Source organism: Flavobacterium sp. AC105 (assembly GCF_979258495.1).
This window is the reverse complement of the sequence record NZ_OZ409860.1, coordinates 3993141-4018130: the sequence shown is the minus strand read 5'-3', so window position 1 is coordinate 4018130 and position 24990 is coordinate 3993141. Positions and strand designations below refer to the sequence as shown.

The following is a 24990-nucleotide window of genomic DNA, read 5'->3' as shown; positions in this document are numbered from 1 at the left end:
TTTTAATGAATTTAGAGTTTAAATTAAAAGATGTTCTTGAAGTTGAATTGTATTATGGATTTTATGATATCTATATTTTAGGTGGTTTTGATGTAAAGGTAAATGATGATTTTTTTGTTGAAATTATTGATTTAAAAACAAATGAATCAATGCTTTTAAGAGAAAAAAACTTAAAACCCCGAGATTATAAAAATAGAAAAAGAGCTGTGAAATTTTTTAGCTTTCAGGTTGCTAATAAGTCAAGGTATAGAATTTCTGTTCATAATTATGAAGACTTAACAGTAACTCATTCAATGATCGGGACCAATCCATTTAGTATTTTTAATTTGTTAAAAAAGCTATTTGGAATAAAACAGAAGCAAATTCAGTTAGATGAAGTTGAAATATTAATTTGTTAGAATATTTAGATAATTAACAAAAAGGCGTAAGAGTTTGATTCTTACGCCTTTTTTTGTTTTTTTGCAGCTAATCCCGCTATCCGTTATAATCTTTTGTGGCGAACCCCGCCACAAAAGGATTTCCACTTCTATCGGGGCTAGGACAGTAGTTTTCATAAGAATATTTCGTTTGCATTGTCATTGCGAGGAACGAAGCAACCACATTTGCAAAATCAAAACTTATGTCAATTATTAGTGAGGTTGCTTCGTTCCTCGCAATGACATGCCATGCGCAATCTATTTAACGTCCGATTAAAATGAACTTATATCACTTATATGGTGAAAAAAAATTATTTAATTCTCACCACCACGACTATTCAAAATATCTTCAGCAGTAATATCAGAATGTAATAACCCTTCCATTTTTTTTGTCATTCGCTGTGCTTCTAAAGCATAACCAAACATTTTTTGCTCGTAATCATCAATAGCCGATTGTAAATCTGAAAATTCACCATTAGTTAAATTTTCTGTTAAATGATAAGCATCTAACAAGCCCATATTCACACCTTCTCCTGCGAATGGAGGCATTAAATGCGCTGCGTCACCGACTAAAGTAATATTTGAATGTTTTTTCCAGGGCTCTTCCAAAGAAAATAATCTTAGAGGCAAGCCAGAGAAATCTGTAGCAGCAGAGAAGAATTTTTTATAATCGTCGCCCCAATTTTCAAAAGTTTTGTTTAAAAAAGCAATAACCGAAGTATTATCTTCAAACGCAATACCGTGGTTTAAAACCCAGTTCTCATCAGCTTTAAAAGAAACTCCAAAATGTATTGATCCGTCGCGTAAAGTATGTGTATAAAACATTTTTTGTTCGCCCATTGCCATTACATTTCCGTCACCATATTTAGGTTTAAATTCCGGATAATCGTGATCTGGATTTTCGATTTCACCCTGAATAATATAAGTTCCGGAAAGTGGAGGTTCTTTATCGGTTACAAATTTTCGGGCATTTGATCTTCCTCCATTGGCAACAATTACAAAGTCAGCAGTAACTTTATTTCCGTTTTTGAATTCCAAAAAATACTGTTCCCCAACTTTTTCAATATTTGTCAATTGACTGTCCCATGCAACTGTATTTTCCTGAAGATTGTCCAACATAATTTTTCTTAAATCGTTTCGGTCGATTTCAGGTCTTGAATAAGCATTTTCTTCAGTTGGAATTTCATCCGAAGTTATATTTCCGTGCATATCAGCCATTTTTTCACCGGTTGGTCTTGCGTATTTATAGAATTCCTCCATTAAACCCGCTTTTTGAATCGCTTTTTGTCCTGAATCAGCATGAATGTCCAGCGTTCCGCCTGAAGTTCTGGCTTGTGCATTTAAATCTCTTTCGTAAACCGTTACATCAGCGCCATTAATTTGTAAAATTCTGGCAGTAGTTAATCCAACTGGTCCGCCACCAATAATGGCAATTTTTTTATTTTCTATAAGTGAAGTATTCATTTGTATTTTATTTAATTGATATTGTATGATTGAAATTGATTGTCATTACAATTGAATTTTGACATTGCAATTGCAATTAACTTTTGATATTGTCATTGATATTGTCATTGATATTTATTTTAAGGCGTCAAAGCTTTTATAACTAGATTAAAAGCTTCATCATTTATTTCTTTTGTGAAAACAAACGGCTTTCCGGACATGGATTTTCCTTCTCTGTGAAGTTCTAAAAGAGAATAAAGCGTTCCATAAGCAATGCTCCAAAAAACTTCAAACGTGATAGCAAGAAGTTCTTTCTTTTCGATAGACTTGGTAATAAATTTTGACATTTGTTCCTTAAAGTCTGTAGTGATTTCAGATAAAATAGCATCGCCGTAAGTCGAATGTTTTAAGAGTTCTATACAATCAACTTGCAAAGGAAACTGGATTGTATATCTTGATCTGTTTTCCCATTGTTTGCGTAAACCTTCTACAAATGACATTTCTGGAGAAAATCCGACAAGCATTTCTTCAAAGAATTTTTTTCCAATATCAATTCCAATCTTCCGAATCAAATCTTCTTTATCAGAATAATATATATAAAGTGTCGCTACAGAAATGCTACATTCTTTCGCTAATCGGTTCATACCAAAACCTTCAACACCTTGTGAAACCAGCATTTCTATGGCTTTTTGCTTTACAATTTCTTCTTTATTATTATCTCTTGTTCTCATAATCTGATTTATTATGATGCAAATATATTAAAAATAAATGAACGTTCGCTTATTTATTAAAAAAAGATGCAAAGTTGCAAAGTTTCAGAGTACAAGGTTTTTCTCATTTTATGTCATTTCGGACGAAGATTTCTCCTTCGTCGAAATTGACAAATCAATAGCTTTGCGTCTTCGCGACTTTAATACAAAAAAAACAGCCAATACATTTAGTATCGGCTGAATCTGTAAGGAAATTGAAAATTAGTTTTTATAATAACTTTTAAAATATATGCTATAATTATGGAGTAGGAGTTTGCTCGCCTTCTCTAAGCTTTTGATTGTCTAAAATCTTTTGTAAAAAAGGTTGGGTTTGGGTTTCTATTTCAGATTCTGAAATATCCAGCGCTTTAGGATCTTTAACTAATCCGAGCCATGGTTTTGGTCCATCAAAATTATAACTTCCAAAAACAATTACCGGAGTTCCCTTAACTTTTACATTTTCTTTATCTTTTAAGATCCATTCATCGGCCCATTTATAAAGATATTTGGCGTCACTTTCTTGTAATCTTAAACAAGAATGCGAAGCTGGATATCCAGGTAATGCATATTCGTGAAAACCAACGCCTAATTTATTTTCGATATTAAAATTCCATTTTAAATCCCATTCGTCGTTAAAAGTGCTGGTTGTTTTTTCGGCTTTCCAATTCGTGAAAAATAATCCGGTTGGAGTAGGATCTTTTTTTCTTCCCATGTTAGTGGGACCTGTAAGAACCAATTCGCCATTTTCGTATGCGGCAAAAGCCTGAGCGGGATAAGAAAAAATAATTACTTTTGAAATATCTTCTAAAGCTGCTACATGTGTTGGAAACGGAAGATAATAAACTATATCGCCACTAAAATCCTCAGGAATTACAACTGAATCTAATTTAGCAAAATTGGCTTTATCGGTTCTGTTTAAAGCAAATGCAATACGCAATTTACTACTGTCAGTTTCATTAGCTTTTAGCCATTCTTTTGTTTTTTCAAAGTGATACGAAACAGATTTTGGCTTTGTATGTTCAATTGTTTTTTTGGGTTTAGCTTTCTCTTTTGTTTCAGTTGACTCATTTTTTTTGCATGAACCTAATAAAACTAAGACAAGTACAAGGAGGATATTTGATGTGTAATATAACTTTTTCATAAACTGGTTTTTTATTACTGTAAAGTTATTTTATTCACCTCTTAAAAAGCTTACACAATTTTTTGATTTGTTTATTTGATTCTCATTTACAAGATTAATTTCAGTTCAAACATTTCGTCCAGTAACACTTTAAAAAGTTCAAACAATGAATTTAAAGTTTCAAGATTATCGACTTTACCATCCATATAATATGATAATTCAAATTCATTTTCCGGAAGTTTTCCCTCCCAAATTCCTTTTTGATCACAAATCTGGATATTTACTTCCTTTTGTAATATAATACTGTTTCTGATTTCTTTATTACGTAATAATGTTTTTGTTTTAAACTCATTATTGCTTTTGATAGTAAACGCTTTATCAAAATCAGGATAACCAATTTGAATATCTTGTGCTCCAAATATTTTTTCTATTTTACGGATAAATCCTTCGTTGTAAATTTCAAATTTCAAATTATCTTTTACCGCAATTGGTGCAATAACACGCGTTAGGAAACTACTATGTTTTCCTGACCACAGTCTATAATTATCAAAAACAATTTTCCAATTTTTGTATTCAATTGTTGCCGAATCCGATCGCCAGGAATAGCCTTCTGCAAAAGTTCCATTGGTTTCTTTTGCAAATTCTTGCCAGATATTGATTTTATTTTTAGAAGCGTCTAGCATTGATTCTTTATTTAATGCTGGTTAGAAATTCAGAAACATTCTTAGTCCATTCTACTTGGTTTTTTATCAGGTAGTTTTCATGTCCCGTATTTTTATAGATGCTTAGTTTTTTTAGACCTTTCAAATTCGCATAAATTTCATCGATTTCTTTTCGGCTAACACTTTTATCTTTTTCTCCATACAATAATAAAGTTGGACAGCTTATAGTTTTTGCATATGCAGTCGGGTTATGGCTAAATCCCCAAAAACCATTTTCAATTCCTCCCCAAAACAATAAAATCCCAGCCATTGGAAAAGTTGGTACATTCATTTTATTGAATCTCGCGCAAACTGTTTCGTACATTGTACCAAACGGACATTCGATTATTATTCCTTTTGGTTTTATTTGGTTATCATTAATACATTTCATTATTGCAGCCGCTCCCATGGAAGTACCAAATAAGTATATGTTTTTTTCTCCTGTTTGCGTTAAATAATCAAATGTTGTTTTTACTTCTTCAGCTTCTTTATATCCAATTGTAGTTTGATTTCCATCTGAGTTTCCACTTCCCATAAAATCTACAAGCATTGTATTGAAGCCAAGTTTTATAAATTCATTAGATTTATCAATCATTGCAGATTTGTTTCCACCATAACCATGAAATAGAATAATTGTTCCTTTTGAATTTTTAGTTTTGATTAACCAACATTCAATTTCCTTATTGCTTTTTAATCTTAAGGTTTGATATTTTTGAAGAGGAAATTTTGTATTTTTTGGTTTAGGATTATTCACTCCAAAAAATAAAGTTTTTGCCTTTTCAAACGAAGATAGTTTTTCGGGACTATCAGTTTTTACAGATTCGTTTTCTGTAAAATGGGTAAATTTGTAGGCATGAAAAAAAGCAATAATATTGACAAATAGAAAAACAATCAGGATGAGAATACTATATTTTTTCCAATTTTTAAATAATTTCATTGAGAGTTTGTGTAATAAAAAGAACGATATTGTCCTTATTCAACAGGTTTCAAATTATACTCAAACTGTGTATATTTTGAATCTAAAAATACTCAAAAAAATGAATCAGGAAATTTAAAAAACGAAATAAAATAACAATTTAAATAAATCAACAAATTCGGGGTAATTGTTCCCCAATTAGTGGCGATAAAACCCGTTTTCCTCCAAATGCACTCTTAACCACTATTTTTGAAGGATGTTCAGGAGTAACAAAACCAATACACGAGGCATTTGGATTTGCGTTTTGTAAAACTTTCAATACATCTTCTTTAATTTTTTCATCAACGATACAAACAAATACACCTTCATTTGCTACATACAAAGGATCAAGTCCAAGTAATTCGCAGGCACTTTTTACCTGATTTTCGACTTTAATGTTTTCGTCAAAAAGTGTAATTCCAAAATTGCTTTCCGTTACGATTTCGTGTAATACAGAGGCTAATCCGCCGCGCGTAGCATCTCTCAAAAAATGAATTTTATCGCCATATTTTTCAATTAGATCAAAAACAATTTCATTTAAGTTTGTGGTATCGCTCAAAATATCACTTTCAAATTCAAGACCTTCCCGCTCTGACATAATCGCCATTCCGTGAGATGCAATGGGACCATTTATAAGAACAGCATCGTTTTTAAGAATATTTTGAATTTTTATAGCTGTGTTTTGATGAACAATTCCGATTCCTGAAGTATTGATATAAATTTTATCACCTTTCCCTTTTTCGACCACTTTTGTATCTCCGGTAACTATAAAAACGCCAGCTTTGTCGGCTGCAGATTTCACAGATTTGATGATTTGAGTAAATTCATCTAAGCTAAAACCTTCTTCGATTATTAAGGATAAAGAAAGGTATTTAGGAATCGCACCACACATTGAAAGGTCATTTACAGTACCGTTTACAGCAAGTTCGCCAATATTTCCTCCCTTGAAAAATACTGGAGAAATCACATAACTATCGGTAGAAAATGCTAAGCTGCCTTGCAGATTTATAAAAGCGCCGTCGTGGCGAACATCTAAAATATCATTTTTTAAAATTTTTAAAATGACATTGTTTAATAATTGCGTCATGTGTTCTCCACCACTTCCGTGATGCAGGTAAATTGCTTCTGAACTTGTAGAATTACTCATCTTTTACATTTAAATTTCTTCACCCATTTCCTTTAAAACCGCCATGGTGAGTTTTGCTTCTTCTTCATCAATAATTCCAATAGCGGCACCAACATGCACTAAAACATAATCGCCTTCTTTTGCTTCAGGAACAAGTGTTAAGTTTACTTCTTTAATAATTCCTTCAAAAGAAACTTCGCCAATTCTAAACGTTTCATCAAGTTGTGTGGTTACTCTTTTGAGCTGACCCGGAATAGCTAGACACATACTATTATTGTTTTACAGATTGTTTTAAATACGTGTACCAAGCTTCTAATCCTTCTCCTGATGTGGCAGAAACTTCAAAAAACTCTAGTTTTGGATTTACCTTTTTTGCGTATTCTTTCAATTTATTTAAATCAAATTTTAAATACGGCAGCAAGTCAATTTTATTGATAATACAAACCTGCGATCCATCAAACATATCTGGATATTTTAACGGTTTGTCTTCACCTTCAGTTACCGATATAATTACAATACGCTTAGATTCTCCGAGATCAAACATAGCAGGACAAACTAAATTTCCAACATTTTCAATCATCATGATAGAATCCGGTTTTGGTTTTAATTCCTTAATGGCTCTCGAAATCATTTCGCTATCAAGATGACAGCCTTTTCCGGTATTTATTTGGATAACAGGAACATTAAGTTTATGAATTCGGTCTGCATCATTTGTAGTTTGCTGGTCTCCTTCAATAACAGAGAAATCTATTTTATTTTTTAAATCGGCAATTGTTCGTTCTAATAAAGATGTTTTACCAGATCCGGGAGAACTGACCAGGTTGATTGAAAAAATATTTAAGGCTTCAAAATACCCTCTGTTTCTTTCAGCCTTTAACTGGTTTTTTTGTAAAATATCTTTTTCTAATTGTACAATGTTTATTTCGTGACTGTGATGATGACTATTATCGTGGTCATGATGATGGTCGTGATCGTGTTCATGATCATGAAACAACTCATTATTATGATGATGGTGAAAATTAGTATTATGAGAATGTTTTTCGCCCATTTTAGTAAATCTTACTTCATTCTCATCTGAACTACATCCGCAAGTGGTACACATACAATTTATTTTATAATTAATTTTTTGATTTTTAGTTCTTTACCAGTCAAAATTTCTTTGAAAGGACTATTGCAATCGGGGCAGCTGTCATATATTTTTTCGATAAAAAAGATATGGCCACATTCCGCACATTTGCCTTTTCCAATTGGTTGATCCACAAACAACTTCGCCTTATCTAAAACACTATTGTTAATACATTGTGGCCAAATAAAATAGAAAGAATCCATCTCGATTCCGGACAATTTTCCTATTTCCAGATAAATGGCTAAAATTTTTTGCCCTTTAATTTTAACCACCTCTTCATGCGCTGTTTTTACAATCGAAGAGACAATAGAAAGTTCATGCATATCGATAATTTTTTTCTTTAGGATAAAGACATTTTTCAGGAGCAATTTAAGTTGATAAAAAAAAGAACAATATGACATTTGTCATATAATTACTATAAATATTAGATAAAATTTGGCAAAAATATATAGAATGAAGAGTTTGTTTGCATTATTAGCTATCCAGTAAAGTAAAAAAGGATGAGGTATTTTAAAAATTAATTCAGATGGAGGATAGAGAAAAAATTAATGAGACCTATTATAATAGTATAGAAAGGCAGGGCTACAATAGAAGGGATTTTTTAAAATTCGTAGCTTATATAGGAGCTTACATGGGGGTTCAGAGCTCTGCTATTGGACAAATTACAAAGGCATTAGAAACAACACCAAGATTACCTGTCATCTGGGAACATTTTCAGGAATGTACCTGTTGCAGCGAATCTTTTATTCGTTCAGATCATCCTATCGTTGCAGATATTATTTTGGACAAAATTTCTTTAGATTATACATTAACCTTAATGGCGGCATCCGGTCATCAGGCGGAAGCGGCTAAAAAAGCCACAATGGATAAATACAAAGGAGAATATATTCTTTGTGTGGAAGGTTCTATCCCGATGGGAGCCGATGGAAATTACTGCTGTATTGGAGGCCGAAGTGCTGTAGAAATACTAAAAGAATCTGCGGCAGGCGCAAAAGCAATTATTGCCTGGGGAAGCTGTGCAACATCAGGATGCGTGCAGGCTGCAAAACCAAACCCTACAGGCGCTGTGCCTATCAATAAAATCATTACAGATAAACCCATAATCAATGTGCCGGGCTGTCCTCCAATAGGGGAAGTTATGGCGGGTATTATTGTACACGTTGTGGCTTTCGGAAAATTACCTGAATTAGACAGTGCAGGCAGACCAAAAGCATTTTATTCAAAAAGAGTTCATGACAGCTGCTACCGCCGACCATATTTTGACGCAGGATTATTTGCTGAAAATTTTGATGATGAAAATGCCAAAAAAGGATATTGTTTATACAAAGTGGGCTGTAAAGGACCGAGTACTTACAATGCCTGCGGAAACATGAAATGGAATGGTGGAGTAAGTTACCCAATTCAATCCGGACACGGTTGTTTAGGCTGTAGCGCCAAAGATTTTTGGGATGCCGGAAGTTTCTATTCCAGAGATTTATCAATAGGAGGCGATGTCGAGTTAAATGCTGATACTTTAGGAAAACTAGCGCTGGGAGCGACCGTAGTTGGACTTGGAGCGCATGCTGTTATTTCGAATGCTTCTAAAAGAAAAGAGCTGAATGACGGAATAAATCAAGGCATCGAAAACGAAAAAAAATTAGAAGATTTATAATATAAAAGATAAAAAAATGTCAGAAAGAATAGTGGTTGATCCCATTACTAGAATAGAAGGACATCTTAGAGCCGAAGTAGAAATCTCTGATGGTACGATACAAGAAGCTTTTTTATCTTCTACGATGGTTAGGGGTCTTGAAAATATTGTAAAAGACAGAAACCCAAAAGATGTTTGGGCATTTGTACAACGTACTTGTGGGGTTTGCACGGCTTCGCATGCTACAGCCTCAATACGTTCTGTTGAAGATGCGCTTGGAATTGTAGTTCCGCCAAATGCCGAAATGGTTCGAAATATGATGCTTGGCGCTTTGTACCTGCACGATCACGTAGTTCATTTTTATCATCTTCATGCTTTTGATTGGGTCGATGTAATCAGTGGTTTAAACGCAGATCCGGTAAAAACATCGCAATTGGCACAATCAGTTTCAAATTGGCCAAAAAGCTCGCCGGGTTATTTCTCAGATTTACAAAAAAGATTAAAACGATTTGTAGCAAGTGGTCAACTGGGCATTTTTGCAAATGGATATTGGGGACATCCTCAAATGAAATTACCGCCTGAGGCTAATTTAATGGCTACAGCGCATTATCTGGAAGCCTTAGAATGGCAAAAAGAAATTGTAAAAGTTCATGCTATTTTTGGAGGTAAAAATCCACATCCTAACTTTTTGGTAGGAGGTATGGCTTGCTCCATAAATCTTGACGATGCAAGTGGTTTAAATGCAGAAAGACTAGCTCATGTAAGACAGCTTTTAGAAGAAGGAAAAAGATTTGTAGAACAAGTTTATCTTCCGGATGTTCTGGCTATTGCTGGTTATTATAAGGATTGGGGTGCTATTGGCGGGTTTCATAATTTTATGTCTTCCAGAGAATTTCCTATGCAGGGACATAATAATACCAATGATATCAATTTCAAATTTCCGTCAGGAGTTATTTTAAATAAGGATTTAACCAAAGTTCATGACTTAGATTTAAGAGATCTAAAAACCGTAGAAGAGTATGTAAATAGTTCCTGGTATGATTATGAAGGAGATGGAAATTTAGGAAAACAACCCTGGAGCGGAGAAACCAAAATAAACTACACAGGCCCAAAACCGCCTTACACGCATTTAGATGTAGATAAAAAATATAGCTTTATAAAAACGCCAAGATGGAAAGGTCATGCGATGGAAGTAGGTCCATTGGCAAGAATGTTAGTTGGTTATGCTTCCGGAAGAGAAGAGTTTAAAGAAATTATAGATTCAGCTTTATCTAAATTACAAGTTCCTGCCGGAGCCTTATTTTCGACTTTAGGAAGAACGGCTGCAAGAGCTTTAGAATCGCAATTGGTTGCCAATTGGAACTTAGAATTTTTTGATAATTTGATCAATAATATCAAAAATGGAGATACCAAAATGGCCAACATGGAAAAATGGGAAACTTCAACCTGGCCAAAAGAATCGAAAGGAGTAGGAATTGTAGAAGCTCCAAGAGGTGCTTTGAACCACTGGATTGTGATCAAAGATGCCAAAGTAGCCAATTATCAGCAAGTAGTTCCATCAACCTGGAATGCTTCTCCAAGAGATCCAAAAGGACAGCGATCACCTTATGAAAGTTCATTATTAAATACCCCGGTTGCAAATGCGGAATTGCCATTAGAAATTATTAGAACGATACATTCTTTTGATCCCTGCATTGCATGCGCTGTGCATTTATATGATGAAAAAGGCGAAATAATTAAGGCCATAAATGATATTACAACTTGTATTGTTTAACATTCAACAATAGGTTATGCCACAAACTAGCGATTATAAAAGAGCCTACATTTGGGAATTACCCATACGAATTTTTCATTGGGTAAATGCTTTATCCATCACAGTACTGGTTATTACAGGATTTATTATTGCAAATCCGCCCGGGATAATATCGAATAAAGAAGCTTCAGGACAATTTTGGTTTGGATACATCCGGGAAATTCATTTTATATCAGCCTATCTGTTTTTGGCTGTCTTTATTTTGAGGGTTTATTTTGCCTTTAAAGGAAATAAATACGCCAATTGGAAAGTGTTTTTTCCCTTCAAAAAAGAAGGCTTCGGAAGAATGTGGCATGTAATTAAATATGATATTTTTTTACAAAACGAAAAAGGCAATATTCCGCCCAATGCTGTTGTTGGGCATAATAGTGTTGCGGCAGCTTCTTATCTAGTCATGTTTTTGATGGCGCTTGTTATGATAGCAACAGGATTTGCTTTATATGCTCCGGCTTCGACTTGGTTTTTACCAAAGATGTTTGGCTGGGTTACGGATCTTTTAGGCGGGGATTTTAATGTCAGAATCATTCATCATTTTACTACCTGGACTTTTATTTTGTTTGCAATTGTACACATTTATCTGGTTTTTTTCCACGATTGGTTAGAAGGACGAGGAGAAGTTTCGGCTATGGTTAGCGGGTATAAGTTTGTTCATGCAGAAAGAGTTAAAAAAGAAGAAACCGCTAAAGAAATAGAAATGGAAGATCAGGAACAAAAAGTTGTAAAGCAGAAAAAATGATCACAGAAAAATTTCATACAGAAGTTAAATTAGATGAATTTCATTCGAATGGAAACGAAATCCTGGTACTTGGTATTGGAAATTATCTAATGGGAGATGAAGGAGTTGGTGTTCACTTTATTAATAGAATTCAGGAATCTGATTTTCCCGATAATATTTCTTTTATAGACGGAGGAACGGGAGGCTTTACTTTAATTCCTTATATCGAAAATCACAGAAAAGTGATTATTGTCGATGCAACAATCGATGGAAAAGAAGAGGGAACTATCGCTCTTTTAAAACCTAAATTTTCTAACGACTTTCCTATTTCTTTAAGCGGTCATAATTTTGGATTAAAAGACATGGTAGAAATTTTAACCATGCTCGATACGATGCCTGAAATTTATTTGTATACGATTACGATCTCTAAAATGGAACCCATGTGTATGAAACTTTCTCCAAAAGTGGATGCTGCAATAAAAGAAGTGACAGATAAAATCATTCGGTTAATTGATAATTTTAATTAAAAAGTATTGAGCAATTCTTTTCAAATAATCATTTCCGGACGTGTACAAGGTGTAGGTTTTCGTCCTTTCATTTATAATTTAGCTGCTGAATTTAAATTGAAGGGTTACGTTTCTAATAATGAATTTGGAGTAATTGTAATCGTAAAAGGAGCAACTGAAAGGGTTTCAGAATTTTATAAAGAAATAGAAAAAAGATGCCCGAAAAATGGTAAAATAACGGACATTGAAATTTCTGAAATTTTTGAAGAATTTGAAGAGGAAGATTTTCAAACCTTTTATATAAAACAAACAGCAAAAAACACTTCGGCAAACTTGCCTTTAACTCCTGATTTTGCGATTTGCGAAAGCTGTAAAAGAGAAATTACATATCCTAAAAACAAACGTTATTTTTATCCTTTTACTACCTGCACACAATGTGGTCCTCGTTATTCCATTACGATAAAATTTCCTTTTGAAAGAGAAAATACCAGCATGAATCAATTTGAAATGTGCAAAGATTGTCTCAAAGAATATAGCAATCCAAAGGATATTCGTTTTCATTCACAGACAAATTCATGTCCCAATTGCGGAGTTCAGATTGTTTTTGCCGATCAGGAAAATCAAAAAATTGAAGGAACAAATGAGCAAATATTCAAACTCATTTCAAAGAAATTAAGTGAAGGAAAGATTGTAGCCGTAAAAAATATTTCAGGTTATATATTGCTATGTGACGCTACAAATTCAAAAGCTGTAAAAGAATTAAGAGACAGAAAAAAACGTCCAACAAAGCCTTTTGCAGTTTTATTTCCAAATTTCAATCAAATAGCGAACCATTTATCTATTAGTGAAATCGAGGAAAAGCAGCTGAAATCTCCGGAAGCGCCTATTGTCATTTTAAACTTAAAAAACCGAGGAAATTTAGCGATTAACAGGATTAATCCAAATAGTAACACAATTGGAGCGATGCTGCCAAATTCGGGGATTTTGCAATTAATCTCGCAAGTTTTTAATAAACCATTAATCGCAACTAGTGGTAATTTTCATGGATCGCCAATATGTGCAAATGAAAAAGAAGCAGTTTCTTTTTTAAATACGATAGCTGACTTTTTTCTACATCATAATTTAGTAATTCAACATTCGCAAGACGATACCGTAATTAAGTTTTCCGAAAAAAATAAAGCAAAAATAATCTTAAGAAGATCAAGAGGTTTTGCACCTAATTTTAGCGCAGATTTTTCAAAAGGCAACAATCAAAAAATACTTTGTTTAGGATCAAATTTAAAAAATACCATTACAATCAGTCCCAATAATCAATGTTATGTAAGCGAATATATGGGCGATTTAAGCAATTATGATACTTATAATCGATTTGAAGAAAAAATAAAAAGCTATCTCCAAATTTTTGATTTTGTGCCGGAGATTATGGTTTGCGATAAATATCCAAATTATCAAAACAATCAGATGATTAAACTTCTTTCTTGTAATAGTTATGAAATTTTAAAAGTCCAACATCATAAAGCACATTTTGCAGCAATTTTAGGAGAGAAAAATTTATGGGAACAGAATAATATTTTGGGCATTATCTGGGACGGAAATGGTTTTGAAAACGAAACAGAAATTCGTGGAGGAGAATTCTTTATTTACGATAACAACAAAATAAACAGAATTGCTCATTTAGATTATTACTCCTGGATTTTAGGCGATAAAATGTCTGTAAATCCAAAAATATCGGCACTTTCTATCAGCGATAACAATGTTTTTTTTCAAAGTTCTTTCAATGAAAATGAATTAAAAATTTACACCAAAGAAATTGAACTCGCGAGAATAAAAACATCGTCAATGGGACGATTATTTGATGCAGTTGCTTTTACGCTGGGTTTTAAGAATAGTATTTTGTTTGAAGGAGAAGCAAGTTTATATCTTGAAAATTTAGCTCAAAAAGGGTATCAGGAACCTAATTTAGAGTTAGAAGATTATTTAGAAAATGAAATAATTACGAACATAATTCCGACTAGAAAAATTCTATTGCAAATTACAGAAGCGCTTCAAAAAAATATAAAAAGTGAAAGTATCGCGCTTAATTTCCATTACACTTTAATTAAATGTATTGATAAAGTGGCAAAATTTTCAAACTCAAAAGAATTGGCCTTTAGCGGAGGTGTTTTTCAGAATTCAGTTCTGATTGATTTGATTATTGATCATTTAGATCCAGAATATAAATTTCATTTCCATGAAATAATTTCTCCAAATGATGAGAATATTTCATACGGGCAACTCAATTATTATTTACACATCAAAAAATAAAATTATGGATATTTTAGAATTATTAGGTCATGTTGGTAAAACCGAAGAGAAAGATAAAATTTCCTATTCAGCGGGAGTGGTTATGGCGTTAAGTCTTAAAGATATTGGCTTTGAAGAAATTAAATACGAAGATTTTATTGACGGAATGCAAAGTGTATTTGATAAATCTGGTTCAAAAATTTCTCCTAAACGTTCCATTGAAATTTTCAATAATTATGTAGCGCTTTTACAAGAAGAGTTAAAGGTTAAAAATGCTGAAATTGGAAAAGCCTTTTTAGAAAAAAATGCTAAAAAAGAAGGAATTATTACACTTGCAAGTGGTTTGCAATATGAAGTTTTGGTAGAAGGAAAAGGCGAAGTTCCTAAAATTACAGATACTATAAATGTTATTTACGAAGGTTATTTGCTGAATAAAGATGTTTTTGATTCGACTAAAGAAACGGGACCTCAAAAAATGAAAGTTGTACAAACCTTAACAGGCTGGCAGGAAGTCTTGCAGTTAATGCCCAAAGGTTCTCGCTGGAAAGCTTATATTCCGCATGATTTAGCATACGGTCATATTGGTGCACCTCCAATGATTCAGCCCAATTCAACTTTGGTTTTTATAATTGAACTTTTAAATATCGTTTAAGATGAAATACCTTTCTGAGTATAGAAACCCTGAATTAGCCAAACATTACATTGCTGAATTGCATAAAGTTACCACAAAGCAATGGAACATTATGGAGATTTGCGGCGGACAAACACACTCATTAGTCAAAAATGGATTGCTGGATTTGCTGCCTTCTAAAATCAGAATGATTCATGGTCCGGGCTGTCCGGTTTGTGTTACGCCAATTTCGTTAATCGACAAGGCGATTGAATTAATGAAACAAGGTGTAATTCTATGCTCATTTGGAGATATGACGCGCGTTCCCGGATCTTCTAAAAGTCTTTTGCAGGCTAAGGCAGAAGGCGGTGATTTGCGTATTTTATACTCGCCTTTAGAAGCCGTAAACATAGCAGCAAAAAATCCTGACAGAGAAATTGTCTTTTTTGCCGTTGGTTTTGAGACTACTGCGCCAAGTATCGCTTTATCCGTTCTGCATGCTGAGAAATTAGATCTGAATAATTTTAGTTTATTAGTATCACATGTTTTGGTTCCTCCGGCAATGGAAACCATTTTGGCAGATGAGTTTTGTACGATCAATGCATTTTTGGGTGCGGGACACGTTTGTACCATAATGGGACTCGAAGAATATTACCCGATTTCAGCAAAATATAAAATTCCAATTGTAATATCGGGATTTGAACCTGTTGATATGTTGCAAGCTATTTATCATGCTGTATTACAATTAGAAGCAGGAAAATTTGAAGTAGAAAATCAATATGCGAGATTGGTAAAAGAAGAAGGAAATACAAAAGCAAAAGAGGTTGTCAATACCGTTTTTACCATAGGAGATCAGGAATGGAGAAGTATTGGTAAAATTAAAAATAGCGGACTTGTAATGAGAGAAAATTATAAAAAGTACGACGCCAGTTCCCGATTTTCGATTCAGATATCCAATGAAAAAGCAGATAAAAATTGTATTGCTGGCGAAATTTTGAGAGGAACCAAAAAGCCAAACCAATGCCCTGAATTTGGTAAAAAGTGCAAACCTTCCAATCCCTTAGGCGCGCCAATGGTTTCCTCTGAAGGCGCCTGTGCAGCGTATCATAATTATCAATAAATTATGATTGGAATTGTAATAACAATTTATGCCGGATTAGAACATGCTTTTGAAGCAGATCATTTGTTGGCCGTTAATAGTTTAGCAACAAATAGAAATAACATTAAACAAGCGGCTAAAGACGGTTTATACTGGGGAATTGGTCACACCTTTACAATCTTTGTAATTGGAGTTGTTATGATTGGTTTTAAGGTAGTTATAAATGAATACATTTTTAGTTATCTGGAAGGAATCGTTGGTATAATGCTAATTCTATTAGGAATTTATCGTTTACTGAAATTGTTTAAGAAAAACACGCACACACATACCTATTCACATTCTCATGCGCATACACACAGCAACGGAATTACGCACACCCATTTGCATTCGCATACCTACACACATTCACATCCCATAGATATATTTCAGCACGAACATCCGGATGAGTCAAAAGGATATAAAGCTGCATTTGGAGTAGGGCTCGTTCACGGATTAGCAGGAAGCGGCGCTTTAGTCGTTCTGGTAATTTCTCAGATGAAAACAGTTTTAGAAGGATTACTGTATATCCTGATTTTTGGTTTAGGATCCATTATCGGGATGTTTTTGGCATCAGGAATATTCAGTATTCCCTTTGCCAAAAATGTACTTAAATCTCAAAAATTACAATATGCTTTAATTATAATTTCTTCTTTGCTTTGTATCGTTTACGGATTAAAAGTAGTGTATGAGAATTTCTTTAAATAAGATTTTTAAAGAGCACTAAATCACCCCTTTTATCTTAGCGTGCTGCAATAACATAATCGTTTTTGCATCGGTAATTTCACCAGATTCAATCATCGCATAAGCTTCATCAAAAGTATATTCCAGCACTTCGATATTTTCCTGTTCAGCGTCAAGTCCGCCGCCATCATTTACTTTCATGGTGGTATCATATTCACCCACAAATAGATACAGAATTTCTGTTACAGATCCCGGAGACATATAGGTTTCTATCACTTTTTGAACTTTGCTTAAACGGTAACCTGTTTCTTCTTCGGTTTCGCGAATAACAGCTTGCTCAGGATTATCCTGGTCTAAAAGTCCCGCGCAAACTTCGATCATCATTCCGGTTTTATTCCCGTTGAGGTAAGTTGGTAAACGAAATTGTCTCGTTAGGATTACTGTTTTTTTAGATGAATTATACAATAAAATAGCTGCACCGTTTCCTCGGTCGTATACTTCACGAATATGTGATTCTACTTTGCCATCTTTCTTTTGGTAATCAAAAGTCACTTTCTTTAGTATATACCAATTATCTGATAATAACTTAGTTTCGGTAACTTTAATTTCTGGATTTTTCATAATTAGAAATAGTTTGTATAAAAAAAACGCTCTGGTTATCAGAGCGTTTAAATGTGTTATTTTGTTATTGTTTGCTTTCTGTCTGGTCCAACAGATACAATCTTAATTGGCACTCCAACTTCAGTTTCAATAAACTCAATATATTCTTTTAGCTCGATTGGCAATTGATCATAAGTAGTCAATCCTGTTAAGTCAGCTTGCCATCCTTTAAATTCTTTATAAATTGGAGTCACATTTTCCGGCTCGATGTTATAAGGAAAGTGAGAAATGTTTTGTCCTTTATAATTATACTCTGTACACACTTTTAAAGTTTCGAATCCTGAAAGAACATCACCTTTCATCATCATTAATTGTGTTACTCCATTTACCTGAACTGCATATTTTAAAGCTACAAGGTCTAACCATCCACAACGTCTTTGTCTTCCTGTAACAGATCCAAATTCGTTACCAACTCTTGCCATTGTAGCACCAACTTCGTCAAAAAGTTCAGTTGGGAATGGGCCACTGCCAACACGGGTAACATACGCTTTAAAAATTCCGTAAACTTCTTTAATTTTATTAGGAGCAATTCCTAAACCAGTACAAGCTCCGGCAGCAGTAGTATTTGATGAGGTTACGAAAGGATAAGTTCCAAAATCAACATCTAATAAAGATCCCTGAGCACCTTCGCATAAAATAGATTTACCCGCTTTTTGAGCCTGGTACATATATTCTTCACTATCAATAAAATCTAATTTTTTTAATTCTTCAATAGCTTCAAAAAACTCTTTTTCAAGTTCTTCTAAGTTATATTGAATAGCCACATCATAAAAAGCGATCATAGCTTCATGTTTGTCAGCTAAAGCTCTGTATCTTTCTTTGAAATCTTCTAATTCGATATCTCCAACACGCAATCCATTTCTACCGGTTTTGTCCATATAAGTTGGTCCAATTCCTTTTAATGTAGAACCAATTTTTGCTTTCCCTTTTGAAGCTTCAGAAGCCGCATCCAATAAACGGTGTGTTGGTAAAATTAAATGTGCTTTTCTCGAAATGATCAATTTGCTTTTGATATCAATGTTGAATTTTGCTAAACCTTCAATTTCTTTTTGAAAAACTACCGGATCTATTACAACACCATTTCCAATGATGTTTATTGAATTTTTATGAAAAATTCCAGAAGGAATGGTTCTAAGTACATGTTTAATTCCGTCAAATTCTAATGTATGTCCTGCGTTTGGTCCTCCTTGAAAACGTGCAATAATATCATAATTAGAGGTAAGAACGTCAACAATTTTCCCTTTACCTTCATCTCCCCATTGTAATCCTAGTAATAAATCTACGGTCATTCTGTTTTAATTTGCGTTGAGGCAATTTAAGTTGCCCTACTGATTAATGTAGTTAATTTTCTTTTTTTTATTTTTTGAATAATTCCTTTCTGTGGATTATTGTTTTTGCTTTTTGTTTCCGTAGAAATAAAGTGAATGATTCGTAATTTCGATATCAAATATTTCTTCGATTGTTTTTTTGATGGTTTGAATTCTTGGGTCGCAAAATTCGATTACTTCACCAGAATCAGTCATGATAATGTGATCGTGCTGTTTATCAAAATACGATTTTTCGTAGTAAGCCTGATTTTGCCCAAATTGATGTTTTCTAACCAAAGCGCAGTCTAACAATAACTCGATCGTGTTGTATAATGTAGCCCTACTCACACGATAGTTTTTGTTTTTCATTTTGATGTATAAGTTTTCTATATCAAAATGCTCTTCGCTATCGTAAATTTCCTGAAGTATAGCATAACGCTCAGGAGTTTTGCGATGCCCTTTTTGCTCAAGATACATTGTAAAAACATTTTTTACAATTTCTTGATTCTTAGTGTTGTCAGTTGAAATGAGTGTCATATCCGGCAAAGATAAATTTTTATTTTTAATGAATAAAAGTTTCGGGTTTAAAGTTTAACGTTCAAATCTCTATTTGATCAGTAACAACGCATCAAATACAGGCTTTTACAACGATAAATTTTATGAAATCCAAAAAAAGTTAATTAACATATTTATTTTTATTTATGAAAAAACTAACAAATTATTATTTAGTTTTAGACATGTACATATACCAGTTCCATTCCCAGGTTTTTCCTTTGTCATCAGACATTGCCTGACTCCAAACCGGATTGTTTTCATCACGTGCGTCCCATCGAAATACCTGTATTACATTTTTGCCTTCAAAAATATCTTTAGAGAAAAAATGTCCAATTTTGTTTTCAAAGGAACCAACAACTGGTTTATCTAAAATTCCGGTATTTGAATCTGCCCAATAAATGCTCCACAATTTTGTTTTCGGATTAAAAAGACGAACTGTCATTCCTTCAAAAGGTTCTCCGTCAAAAGTGGCGAGAAAATTATCGATATTTCCAATTCCGTTCAGGATTTTATACATTTCCTGAGTCGAAGGAAATTCAATCCATTCCGTACAATTTGCAAATCTTGTTTTTAATTTTTTGTTCCGAATAACAGATTTTCCCTGAAAAAAATCAAAATCCTCTTTTGAAGAAGAATCCGAAGCAACAATTAAAAGTTCGCCATTTTCATCAAAATGTATTTTAGGAATTTCTAAAGAATCTGTTTTCATAATATTTTTTAAAAGAAAAAAATTTAGGTTCTGTATTCACGCGTCACTTTATCAACTCCATCCACTTTTTTAATTGCGTTGATCATCTTTTTCAAAATCGTATTATTTTTTACAATAACCGCAATCTGACCGTGAAAAATCCCAGCGTCAGTACTCAAAGAAATACTCTGAATATTTACGCTCATATTGTTCGAAATCACTTTTGTCAACTGATTTGTAAGACCTAAAACATCCATTCCGGTAATGTTGATAATGGCCTTGAATTCTTCCTGAGACGAGTCAATCCATTTCGCGCTCATAATGCGATAGGCATAATTTGATTGCATACCAATCGCGTTTGGACAGTCTTTTTTATGAACTTTAATTCCTTCATTAATGGTTACAAATCCAAAAACATCATCACCCGGAATTGGGTTACAGCATTGCGAAAGTTTGTAATCAAGTTTATCATGTTCAGTCCCAAAAACCAGCATATCATAATTACTGCTAATTACAGGTTTATGAATATCATCGGCGGCAGTTGTATCTTTATTTCTTTTAATTTTATTTTTAAAGAAATTGATAATCGTATTTCCTTTTTGAGCTGCGTAATCTTTTAATTGCTGATTTTCGATCGCGCCAATTCCAACTCTGTAAAATAAATCTAAACTTGTTTTTAGTTTAAAAAAGTTTACCAATTCGTTGATAACCTGTTCACTAATCGTAATTTTTAAATGCTTCAGTTTTCGTGTAAGCAATTCTTTTCCTTCTTCGGCAATTTTTTTAGTGTTCTCGTTAAGAACATTTTTGATTTTATTTTTTGCTCTCGAAGTCGTTACATATTCCAGCCAGTTTACCGTTGGTTTCTGGTTTGCCGATGTAATAACTTCAACCTGATCGCCACTTTTAAGCTCATGATTCAGCGGAACCAAACGTCCGTTTACACGGGTTCCTCTGGTTTTAATTCCAATTTCAGAGTGAATGCTAAACGCAAAGTCAAGTGAAGTCGCACCTTTTGGCAGCGATTTTATTTCTCCTTTTGGCGTAAAGACAAAGATTTCTTTTGAATATAAATTCATCTTAAAATCTTCAACAAAATCAACCGCGTTCGTTTCCTGATTTTCCAGCGCTTCGCGAAGCAAATTCAACCAAACGTCAAGACCGCTTTCTTCAGTTGCGCCGTTTTTGTATTTGTAATGTGCTGCGTACCCTTTTTCGGCAATTTCATCCATACGTTCGCTTCGAACCTGAACTTCAACCCAGCGGCCTTTTGGTCCCATAACCGTAATGTGCAAAGCTTCATATCCGGTTGATTTTGGAGATGAAATCCAGTCACGCAAACGACTCGGACTCGGTCTGTAATGATCTGTAACGATAGAATATATTTTCCAGGCCACAAATTTCTCATCATGAGGATCTGATTTATAGACAATTCTAAGAGCAAATTTGTCGTAAACTTCATCAAAACTCACATTTTGAGCACGCATTTTTCGACGAATCGAATAAATAGATTTCGGACGCCCTTTTATAATATAATCGATATTTTCTAAATCCAAAGACTTCTTCAAAACATCCGAAATATCTTTGATATAAGCATCCTGTTCTTCTTTAGTTTCTCTAATTTTGCTTACAATATCATTGTAAACAGCAGGTTCTGTATATTTTAAACCTAAATCTTCCAGTTTAGTTTTAATATTATAAAGTCCCAAACGATGGGCGAGAGGCGCATAAATATAAAGCGTTTCCGAAGCGATTTTGGTTTGTTTATATTCCGCCATCGAATCCATAGTTTGCATATTGTGCAAGCGATCCGCCAATTTTATCAAAATAACACGAACGTCATCGTTCAGAGTCAGGATCATTTTTCTGAAATTCTCGGCCTGCATCGAAGCATTTAAATCTTTCTGAACCAATGAAATTTTGGTTAAACCTTCAACCAATTGGGCCACTTTCGGATTAAATAATCGCTCAATATCTTCAACCGTAACAGGCGTATCTTCGACAACATCATGCAATAAAGCCGCAGCAATAGAAGTCGCTCCCAAACCAATTTCAGAAGCCACAATTTTCGCAACTGCAATAGGATGAAAGATATACGCCTCACCAGATTTGCGTCTTTGCTCCTTATGAGCATCAACCGCAACATCAAAAGCTTTCCGGATCAATTTTTTGTCAGTAGGACTTAAAGTCTGATAACTAATTCGAAGTAATTCTTTGTATTCCTGCGCAATCGCTTTATTTTCTTTTTCAATATCTATTTCTATCATAACGGCATAGTTCAAGTACTAAAAATAGCAATAAGTTTAAACATACGCAAGGGAATCCATTGTTGATTTGTGATTTTAGGCTTTAAAATTTTTAGAAGATATTTCTTATTTTTTAGATTGTCATTTATCTAAATTAAGAAGACCATACTTTGGGCGAGCCACCATCCCGATAAGAGGGCAAAAGTAGTTTGCGCATATACGCCCTCTTATCGGGATGCTGTCGGGCTATCCATGCTACTTCGGTAGCTTACTCCTATCCCTCTCGCGAGCGAACGGACTCGATTTCGAGCCGCAATTAAACCTGAATAAAATTTACTCTTTAGAAAAAAATAAGCGCCTCCAGAAGAATGCCCCGTAGCGCAATGTCATTAAGTTAAGAAAAATAATAATGTTAGGGCGAATAAATCTCATGCGAAATCGCAAAGATTTGTCATTTCGACGGAGGAGAAATCACACTAGAAACTCCGCAAAGAATATAGCCAATCTTTGTTGATCAGCGAGTGTGATTTCTCCTCCGTCGAAATGACAATATTGTGCTTAAACTTTGCGTCTTAGCGCCTTTGCGAGATTAATTTTATTCTCTAAAAGCTTAACTTAATGACATTGCCCGTAGCGACTATATAGACTATTGTTTATGTTTGTCTTTTTTCAAAGTTTGTTATAGAAACACACAATCTTATCTTTTTGATATAAGAAAAATCAAGCGATGCCGAATAAACTAAATCAAACTAATATTTTGACACAAATTGAAAATAGAAATACACGTTATAAGCATAGCCCACGGTTTCAACCGTTGGAACGTTTATGTATTCACGATGCGTATCCCACGGTTGAAACTGTGGGCTATAATTGAAATAGAAAATTTTCAGAAATGAATATCGGTTTTCAACCTGAAACCTGAAACCGGAACCTGAAACCTGAAACTTGAAACTTGAAACTTGAAACTAAAAAATTACTCCTTCGAAAAATCCAAATCCTGAAAATCATAACTAAAATCAGTCAATTCAGAGATAGGAAGCATTTTTAAGTTCACAACTTTTCCGCTTTCATCATATTTGAAAAGTAAGTGTGCATCAGCATGAAAAAAAGCGTTATTCCATTTTACAACATAATTTCCATCTTTATAAAAAAAGACTTCACCAACAAGTTGTGTAGAACGTTTTGAAGCAAAATAAGCTCTTCCTTTTTTCTCTGTAATCGTAACTTCACCAAACCAATTGTCTTTGTAAGTTCCTGTAATTTTCGAGAAATCAATTTTTAATTTGTCCTTTTTATTTTTTGCAACAGTTGCCCAAACTTCATCGGTCACTTTATCAGCAGATTCTTCATTAGCTTTCATTCGGTTGCTGTAAACCGTTACATAATCCTCTGATTTAACGCCTAAATAACTGTCTTTTATCGTATTTGTAATCGCACTAAATGCCGCTCCGGATTGTTGATTTGTAAGGACAATAATTCCTAAACCTAATTCCGGAATTAAAGTAGTCTGTGTTACATTTCCTTCTAATCCGCCTGTATGCGAAACTTGTTTGTATCCTTTTACATCGGCTAAAAACCAACCTAAACCATAACCTGAAAAATGCGTATTGTACGGAGGTCTTGTTTTCGCCGGAATAATCGTTTGCAATTGCCACATTTCATCATGTTCTTTCTCAGAAAACAACTGTTTATTATCGCCATATTTACCATTATTGATTTGTAGAATTGCCCATTTACTCAAATCATTTACACTTGAATAAATTCCGGCAGCTCCATCAAAAAGCTGATTTTCGTAACGTTTTATCGTTTTCAGTTTTCCATCAATCGGAACGTGCGGCGTGATTACGTTTGTAGTATCTTTTAAACGTTTTACCGAAGCCACACTATTGTTCATTTCTAACGGTTTCATGATGCGTTCTTCAACAAAATCAGCCCAGGTTTTACCGCTCACCACATGCACGATTTCGCCTGCAATAATGTACATTAAATTGTCATAATCGTATTTCGTTCTAAAGCTTGAAACGGGTTTTAAATAACGTAAATTATGAACGATATCTTGTGCTTTAAAATCGCTTCCGTCAGGCCAGATCATCAAATCTCCGGCACCAAGTCCAAGTCCGCTTCTGTGCGTTAATAAATCACGGATCGTAAATTCACGAGTTACATAATCGTCAGACATTTTAAAATCCGGCAGGTATTTTGTCACTTTATCGTCCCATTTTATTTTACCTTCATCAACTAACATGGCCAGAGCCGCAGTTGTAAAAGCTTTACTGTTTGAAGCAATTCCGAAAAGGGTATTCGCATCTACTTTTTGCTGTGTGGTTATCGATTTTACGCCATAACCTTTTGCAAGGACTACTTTTCCGTCTTTTACAATCGCAACTGCAATTCCGGGAACATCAAAGGCTTTTATCGTGCGATTTACCAGTTCATCTACTTCCTGATTCGTGATTTGAGCAGAAGCTGTAAAACCTAAAAGAAATAGTAATGCGAATAACTTATAATTCATAACTTATAAT

Annotated in this window: 24 protein-coding genes; 9 read left to right on the top strand and 15 right to left on the bottom strand. The window is 33.9% G+C overall.

Features of this window, described 5'->3' with window-relative positions; all coding sequences use genetic code 11:
- The first annotated feature begins 5 nt into the window (after positions 1–5).
- Complete coding sequence (locus ACZ0AH_RS16520) at positions 6–398, top strand: hypothetical protein (RefSeq protein ID WP_463476896.1); 393 nt, start codon at positions 6–8, stop codon at positions 396–398.
- A 333-nt stretch (positions 399–731) separates the two neighbouring features.
- Here the strand turns inward: ACZ0AH_RS16520 and ACZ0AH_RS16515 are convergent, their stop codons facing one another.
- From ACZ0AH_RS16515 to ACZ0AH_RS16475, 9 genes are all read right to left on the bottom strand, one after another.
- Entirely contained in the window at positions 732–1880 is a 1149-nt protein-coding gene (locus tag ACZ0AH_RS16515; RefSeq protein ID WP_463476895.1) for an FAD-dependent oxidoreductase, read from the bottom strand.
- 119 nt (positions 1881–1999) lie between these two features.
- Complete coding sequence (locus ACZ0AH_RS16510; protein ID WP_463476894.1) at positions 2000–2590, bottom strand: TetR/AcrR family transcriptional regulator; 591 nt, start codon at positions 2588–2590, stop codon at positions 2000–2002.
- 277 nt (positions 2591–2867) lie between these two features.
- Positions 2868–3749 carry a L,D-transpeptidase gene (locus ACZ0AH_RS16505; RefSeq protein ID WP_463476893.1) on the bottom strand — a complete coding sequence of 294 codons (882 nt, stop codon included), beginning with the start codon at positions 3747–3749 and terminating at the stop codon, positions 2868–2870.
- Positions 3750–3835: 86 nt separating this feature from the next.
- The gene (locus ACZ0AH_RS16500; RefSeq protein WP_463476892.1) at positions 3836–4411 is read right to left on the bottom strand and encodes a hypothetical protein; all 576 of its coding nucleotides are present in this window, start codon (positions 4409–4411) and stop codon (positions 3836–3838) included.
- Positions 4412–4418: 7 nt separating this feature from the next.
- On the bottom strand, positions 4419–5366 hold the full coding sequence (locus ACZ0AH_RS16495; RefSeq protein WP_463476891.1) for an alpha/beta hydrolase: 948 nt from the start codon (positions 5364–5366) through the stop codon (positions 4419–4421).
- Between the two features lie 148 nt (positions 5367–5514).
- The gene (hypE, locus tag ACZ0AH_RS16490; RefSeq protein ID WP_463476890.1) at positions 5515–6531 is read right to left on the bottom strand and encodes a hydrogenase expression/formation protein HypE; all 1017 of its coding nucleotides are present in this window, start codon (positions 6529–6531) and stop codon (positions 5515–5517) included.
- A 9-nt stretch (positions 6532–6540) separates the two neighbouring features.
- Positions 6541–6777, bottom strand: coding sequence for a HypC/HybG/HupF family hydrogenase formation chaperone (locus ACZ0AH_RS16485; protein ID WP_463476889.1), 237 nt, complete (start codon positions 6775–6777; stop codon positions 6541–6543).
- A 4-nt stretch (positions 6778–6781) separates the two neighbouring features.
- Positions 6782–7612, bottom strand: a complete 831-nt coding sequence (gene hypB, locus ACZ0AH_RS16480) for a hydrogenase nickel incorporation protein HypB (protein ID WP_463476888.1) — start codon at positions 7610–7612, stop codon at positions 6782–6784.
- Positions 7613–7617: 5 nt separating this feature from the next.
- Complete coding sequence (locus ACZ0AH_RS16475; protein ID WP_463476887.1) at positions 7618–7959, bottom strand: hydrogenase maturation nickel metallochaperone HypA/HybF; 342 nt, start codon at positions 7957–7959, stop codon at positions 7618–7620.
- 203 nt (positions 7960–8162) lie between these two features.
- Between ACZ0AH_RS16475 and ACZ0AH_RS16470 the strand changes: the two genes are divergently transcribed.
- The 8 genes from ACZ0AH_RS16470 to ACZ0AH_RS16435 are packed head-to-tail and all read left to right on the top strand — an operon-like array spanning position 8163 to position 17036.
- Positions 8163–9287, top strand: a complete 1125-nt coding sequence (locus ACZ0AH_RS16470; RefSeq protein WP_463476886.1) for a hydrogenase small subunit — start codon at positions 8163–8165, stop codon at positions 9285–9287.
- A 16-nt stretch (positions 9288–9303) separates the two neighbouring features.
- Positions 9304–11040 carry a nickel-dependent hydrogenase large subunit gene (locus ACZ0AH_RS16465; protein ID WP_463476885.1) on the top strand — a complete coding sequence of 579 codons (1737 nt, stop codon included), beginning with the start codon at positions 9304–9306 and terminating at the stop codon, positions 11038–11040.
- A 16-nt stretch (positions 11041–11056) separates the two neighbouring features.
- The gene (gene cybH, locus ACZ0AH_RS16460; RefSeq protein WP_463476884.1) at positions 11057–11815 is read left to right on the top strand and encodes a Ni/Fe-hydrogenase, b-type cytochrome subunit; all 759 of its coding nucleotides are present in this window, start codon (positions 11057–11059) and stop codon (positions 11813–11815) included.
- The gene (locus ACZ0AH_RS16455) at positions 11812–12321 is read left to right on the top strand and encodes a HyaD/HybD family hydrogenase maturation endopeptidase (protein ID WP_463476883.1); all 510 of its coding nucleotides are present in this window, start codon (positions 11812–11814) and stop codon (positions 12319–12321) included. The genes cybH and ACZ0AH_RS16455 overlap by 4 nt, the downstream gene beginning before the upstream one ends.
- A 6-nt stretch (positions 12322–12327) precedes the next feature.
- Positions 12328–14604: a carbamoyltransferase HypF gene (gene hypF / locus ACZ0AH_RS16450; RefSeq protein ID WP_463476882.1), complete on the top strand. Its 2277-nt coding sequence runs from the start codon at positions 12328–12330 to the stop codon at positions 14602–14604.
- Between the two features lie 4 nt (positions 14605–14608).
- Positions 14609–15235 (top strand): FKBP-type peptidyl-prolyl cis-trans isomerase, encoded by a 627-nt coding sequence (locus ACZ0AH_RS16445; RefSeq protein ID WP_463476881.1) that lies wholly within the window; start codon positions 14609–14611, stop codon positions 15233–15235.
- Position 15236: 1 nt separating this feature from the next.
- Entirely contained in the window at positions 15237–16313 is a 1077-nt protein-coding gene (hypD, locus tag ACZ0AH_RS16440) for a hydrogenase formation protein HypD (protein WP_463476880.1), read from the top strand.
- Positions 16314–16316: 3 nt separating this feature from the next.
- Complete coding sequence (locus ACZ0AH_RS16435; RefSeq protein ID WP_463476879.1) at positions 16317–17036, top strand: urease accessory protein UreH domain-containing protein; 720 nt, start codon at positions 16317–16319, stop codon at positions 17034–17036.
- A 15-nt stretch (positions 17037–17051) separates the two neighbouring features.
- Here ACZ0AH_RS16435 and nudK read toward each other — a convergent pair whose 3' ends face one another.
- The 6 genes from nudK to ACZ0AH_RS16405 form a co-directional block, all read right to left on the bottom strand.
- Entirely contained in the window at positions 17052–17633 is a 582-nt protein-coding gene (gene nudK, locus ACZ0AH_RS16430) for a GDP-mannose pyrophosphatase NudK (protein WP_463476878.1), read from the bottom strand.
- A 56-nt stretch (positions 17634–17689) separates the two neighbouring features.
- A complete protein-coding gene (locus ACZ0AH_RS16425; RefSeq protein WP_463476877.1) occupies positions 17690–18961 on the bottom strand; it encodes an adenylosuccinate synthase in 1272 nt (423 codons plus the stop codon).
- Between the two features lie 96 nt (positions 18962–19057).
- On the bottom strand, positions 19058–19516 hold the full coding sequence (locus ACZ0AH_RS16420; RefSeq protein ID WP_026981862.1) for a Fur family transcriptional regulator: 459 nt from the start codon (positions 19514–19516) through the stop codon (positions 19058–19060).
- Between the two features lie 184 nt (positions 19517–19700).
- The gene (locus ACZ0AH_RS16415) at positions 19701–20243 is read right to left on the bottom strand and encodes a hypothetical protein (protein WP_463476876.1); all 543 of its coding nucleotides are present in this window, start codon (positions 20241–20243) and stop codon (positions 19701–19703) included.
- A gap of 23 nt (positions 20244–20266) precedes the next feature.
- Positions 20267–22489 (bottom strand): RelA/SpoT family protein, encoded by a 2223-nt coding sequence (locus ACZ0AH_RS16410; RefSeq protein WP_463476875.1) that lies wholly within the window; start codon positions 22487–22489, stop codon positions 20267–20269.
- Between the two features lie 952 nt (positions 22490–23441).
- Positions 23442–24980, bottom strand: coding sequence for a serine hydrolase (locus ACZ0AH_RS16405; RefSeq protein ID WP_463476874.1), 1539 nt, complete (start codon positions 24978–24980; stop codon positions 23442–23444).
- Positions 24981–24990: the final 10 nt, after the last annotated feature.

Bases quoted from the DNA above. Each gene is read 5' to 3' on its own strand.
- hypB (WP_463476888.1), bottom strand. From the start codon at position 7,612: ATGTGTACCACTTGCGGATGTAGTTCAGATGAGAATGAAGTAAGATTT.
- ACZ0AH_RS16515 (WP_463476895.1), bottom strand. From the start codon at position 1,880: ATGAATACTTCACTTATAGAAAATAAAAAAATTGCCATTATTGGTGGC.
- hypE (WP_463476890.1), bottom strand. From the start codon at position 6,531: ATGAGTAATTCTACAAGTTCAGAAGCAATTTACCTGCATCACGGAAGT.
- ACZ0AH_RS16410 (WP_463476875.1), bottom strand. From the start codon at position 22,489: ATGATAGAAATAGATATTGAAAAAGAAAATAAAGCGATTGCGCAGGAA.
- ACZ0AH_RS16475 (WP_463476887.1), bottom strand. From the start codon at position 7,959: ATGCATGAACTTTCTATTGTCTCTTCGATTGTAAAAACAGCGCATGAA.
- ACZ0AH_RS16520 (WP_463476896.1), top strand. From the start codon at position 6: ATGAATTTAGAGTTTAAATTAAAAGATGTTCTTGAAGTTGAATTGTAT.
- ACZ0AH_RS16445 (WP_463476881.1), top strand. From the start codon at position 14,609: ATGGATATTTTAGAATTATTAGGTCATGTTGGTAAAACCGAAGAGAAA.
- ACZ0AH_RS16485 (WP_463476889.1), bottom strand. From the start codon at position 6,777: ATGTGTCTAGCTATTCCGGGTCAGCTCAAAAGAGTAACCACACAACTT.
- nudK (WP_463476878.1), bottom strand. From the start codon at position 17,633: ATGAAAAATCCAGAAATTAAAGTTACCGAAACTAAGTTATTATCAGAT.
- ACZ0AH_RS16425 (WP_463476877.1), bottom strand. From the start codon at position 18,961: ATGACCGTAGATTTATTACTAGGATTACAATGGGGAGATGAAGGTAAA.
- ACZ0AH_RS16465 (WP_463476885.1), top strand. From the start codon at position 9,304: ATGTCAGAAAGAATAGTGGTTGATCCCATTACTAGAATAGAAGGACAT.
- ACZ0AH_RS16405 (WP_463476874.1), bottom strand. From the start codon at position 24,980: ATGAATTATAAGTTATTCGCATTACTATTTCTTTTAGGTTTTACAGCT.
- ACZ0AH_RS16420 (WP_026981862.1), bottom strand. From the start codon at position 19,516: ATGACACTCATTTCAACTGACAACACTAAGAATCAAGAAATTGTAAAA.
- ACZ0AH_RS16500 (WP_463476892.1), bottom strand. From the start codon at position 4,411: ATGCTAGACGCTTCTAAAAATAAAATCAATATCTGGCAAGAATTTGCA.
- ACZ0AH_RS16510 (WP_463476894.1), bottom strand. From the start codon at position 2,590: ATGAGAACAAGAGATAATAATAAAGAAGAAATTGTAAAGCAAAAAGCC.
- ACZ0AH_RS16505 (WP_463476893.1), bottom strand. From the start codon at position 3,749: ATGAAAAAGTTATATTACACATCAAATATCCTCCTTGTACTTGTCTTA.
- ACZ0AH_RS16435 (WP_463476879.1), top strand. From the start codon at position 16,317: ATGATTGGAATTGTAATAACAATTTATGCCGGATTAGAACATGCTTTT.
- cybH (WP_463476884.1), top strand. From the start codon at position 11,057: ATGCCACAAACTAGCGATTATAAAAGAGCCTACATTTGGGAATTACCC.
- ACZ0AH_RS16495 (WP_463476891.1), bottom strand. From the start codon at position 5,366: ATGAAATTATTTAAAAATTGGAAAAAATATAGTATTCTCATCCTGATT.
- ACZ0AH_RS16415 (WP_463476876.1), bottom strand. From the start codon at position 20,243: ATGAAAACAGATTCTTTAGAAATTCCTAAAATACATTTTGATGAAAAT.
- hypD (WP_463476880.1), top strand. From the start codon at position 15,237: ATGAAATACCTTTCTGAGTATAGAAACCCTGAATTAGCCAAACATTAC.
- ACZ0AH_RS16470 (WP_463476886.1), top strand. From the start codon at position 8,163: ATGGAGGATAGAGAAAAAATTAATGAGACCTATTATAATAGTATAGAA.
- ACZ0AH_RS16455 (WP_463476883.1), top strand. From the start codon at position 11,812: ATGATCACAGAAAAATTTCATACAGAAGTTAAATTAGATGAATTTCAT.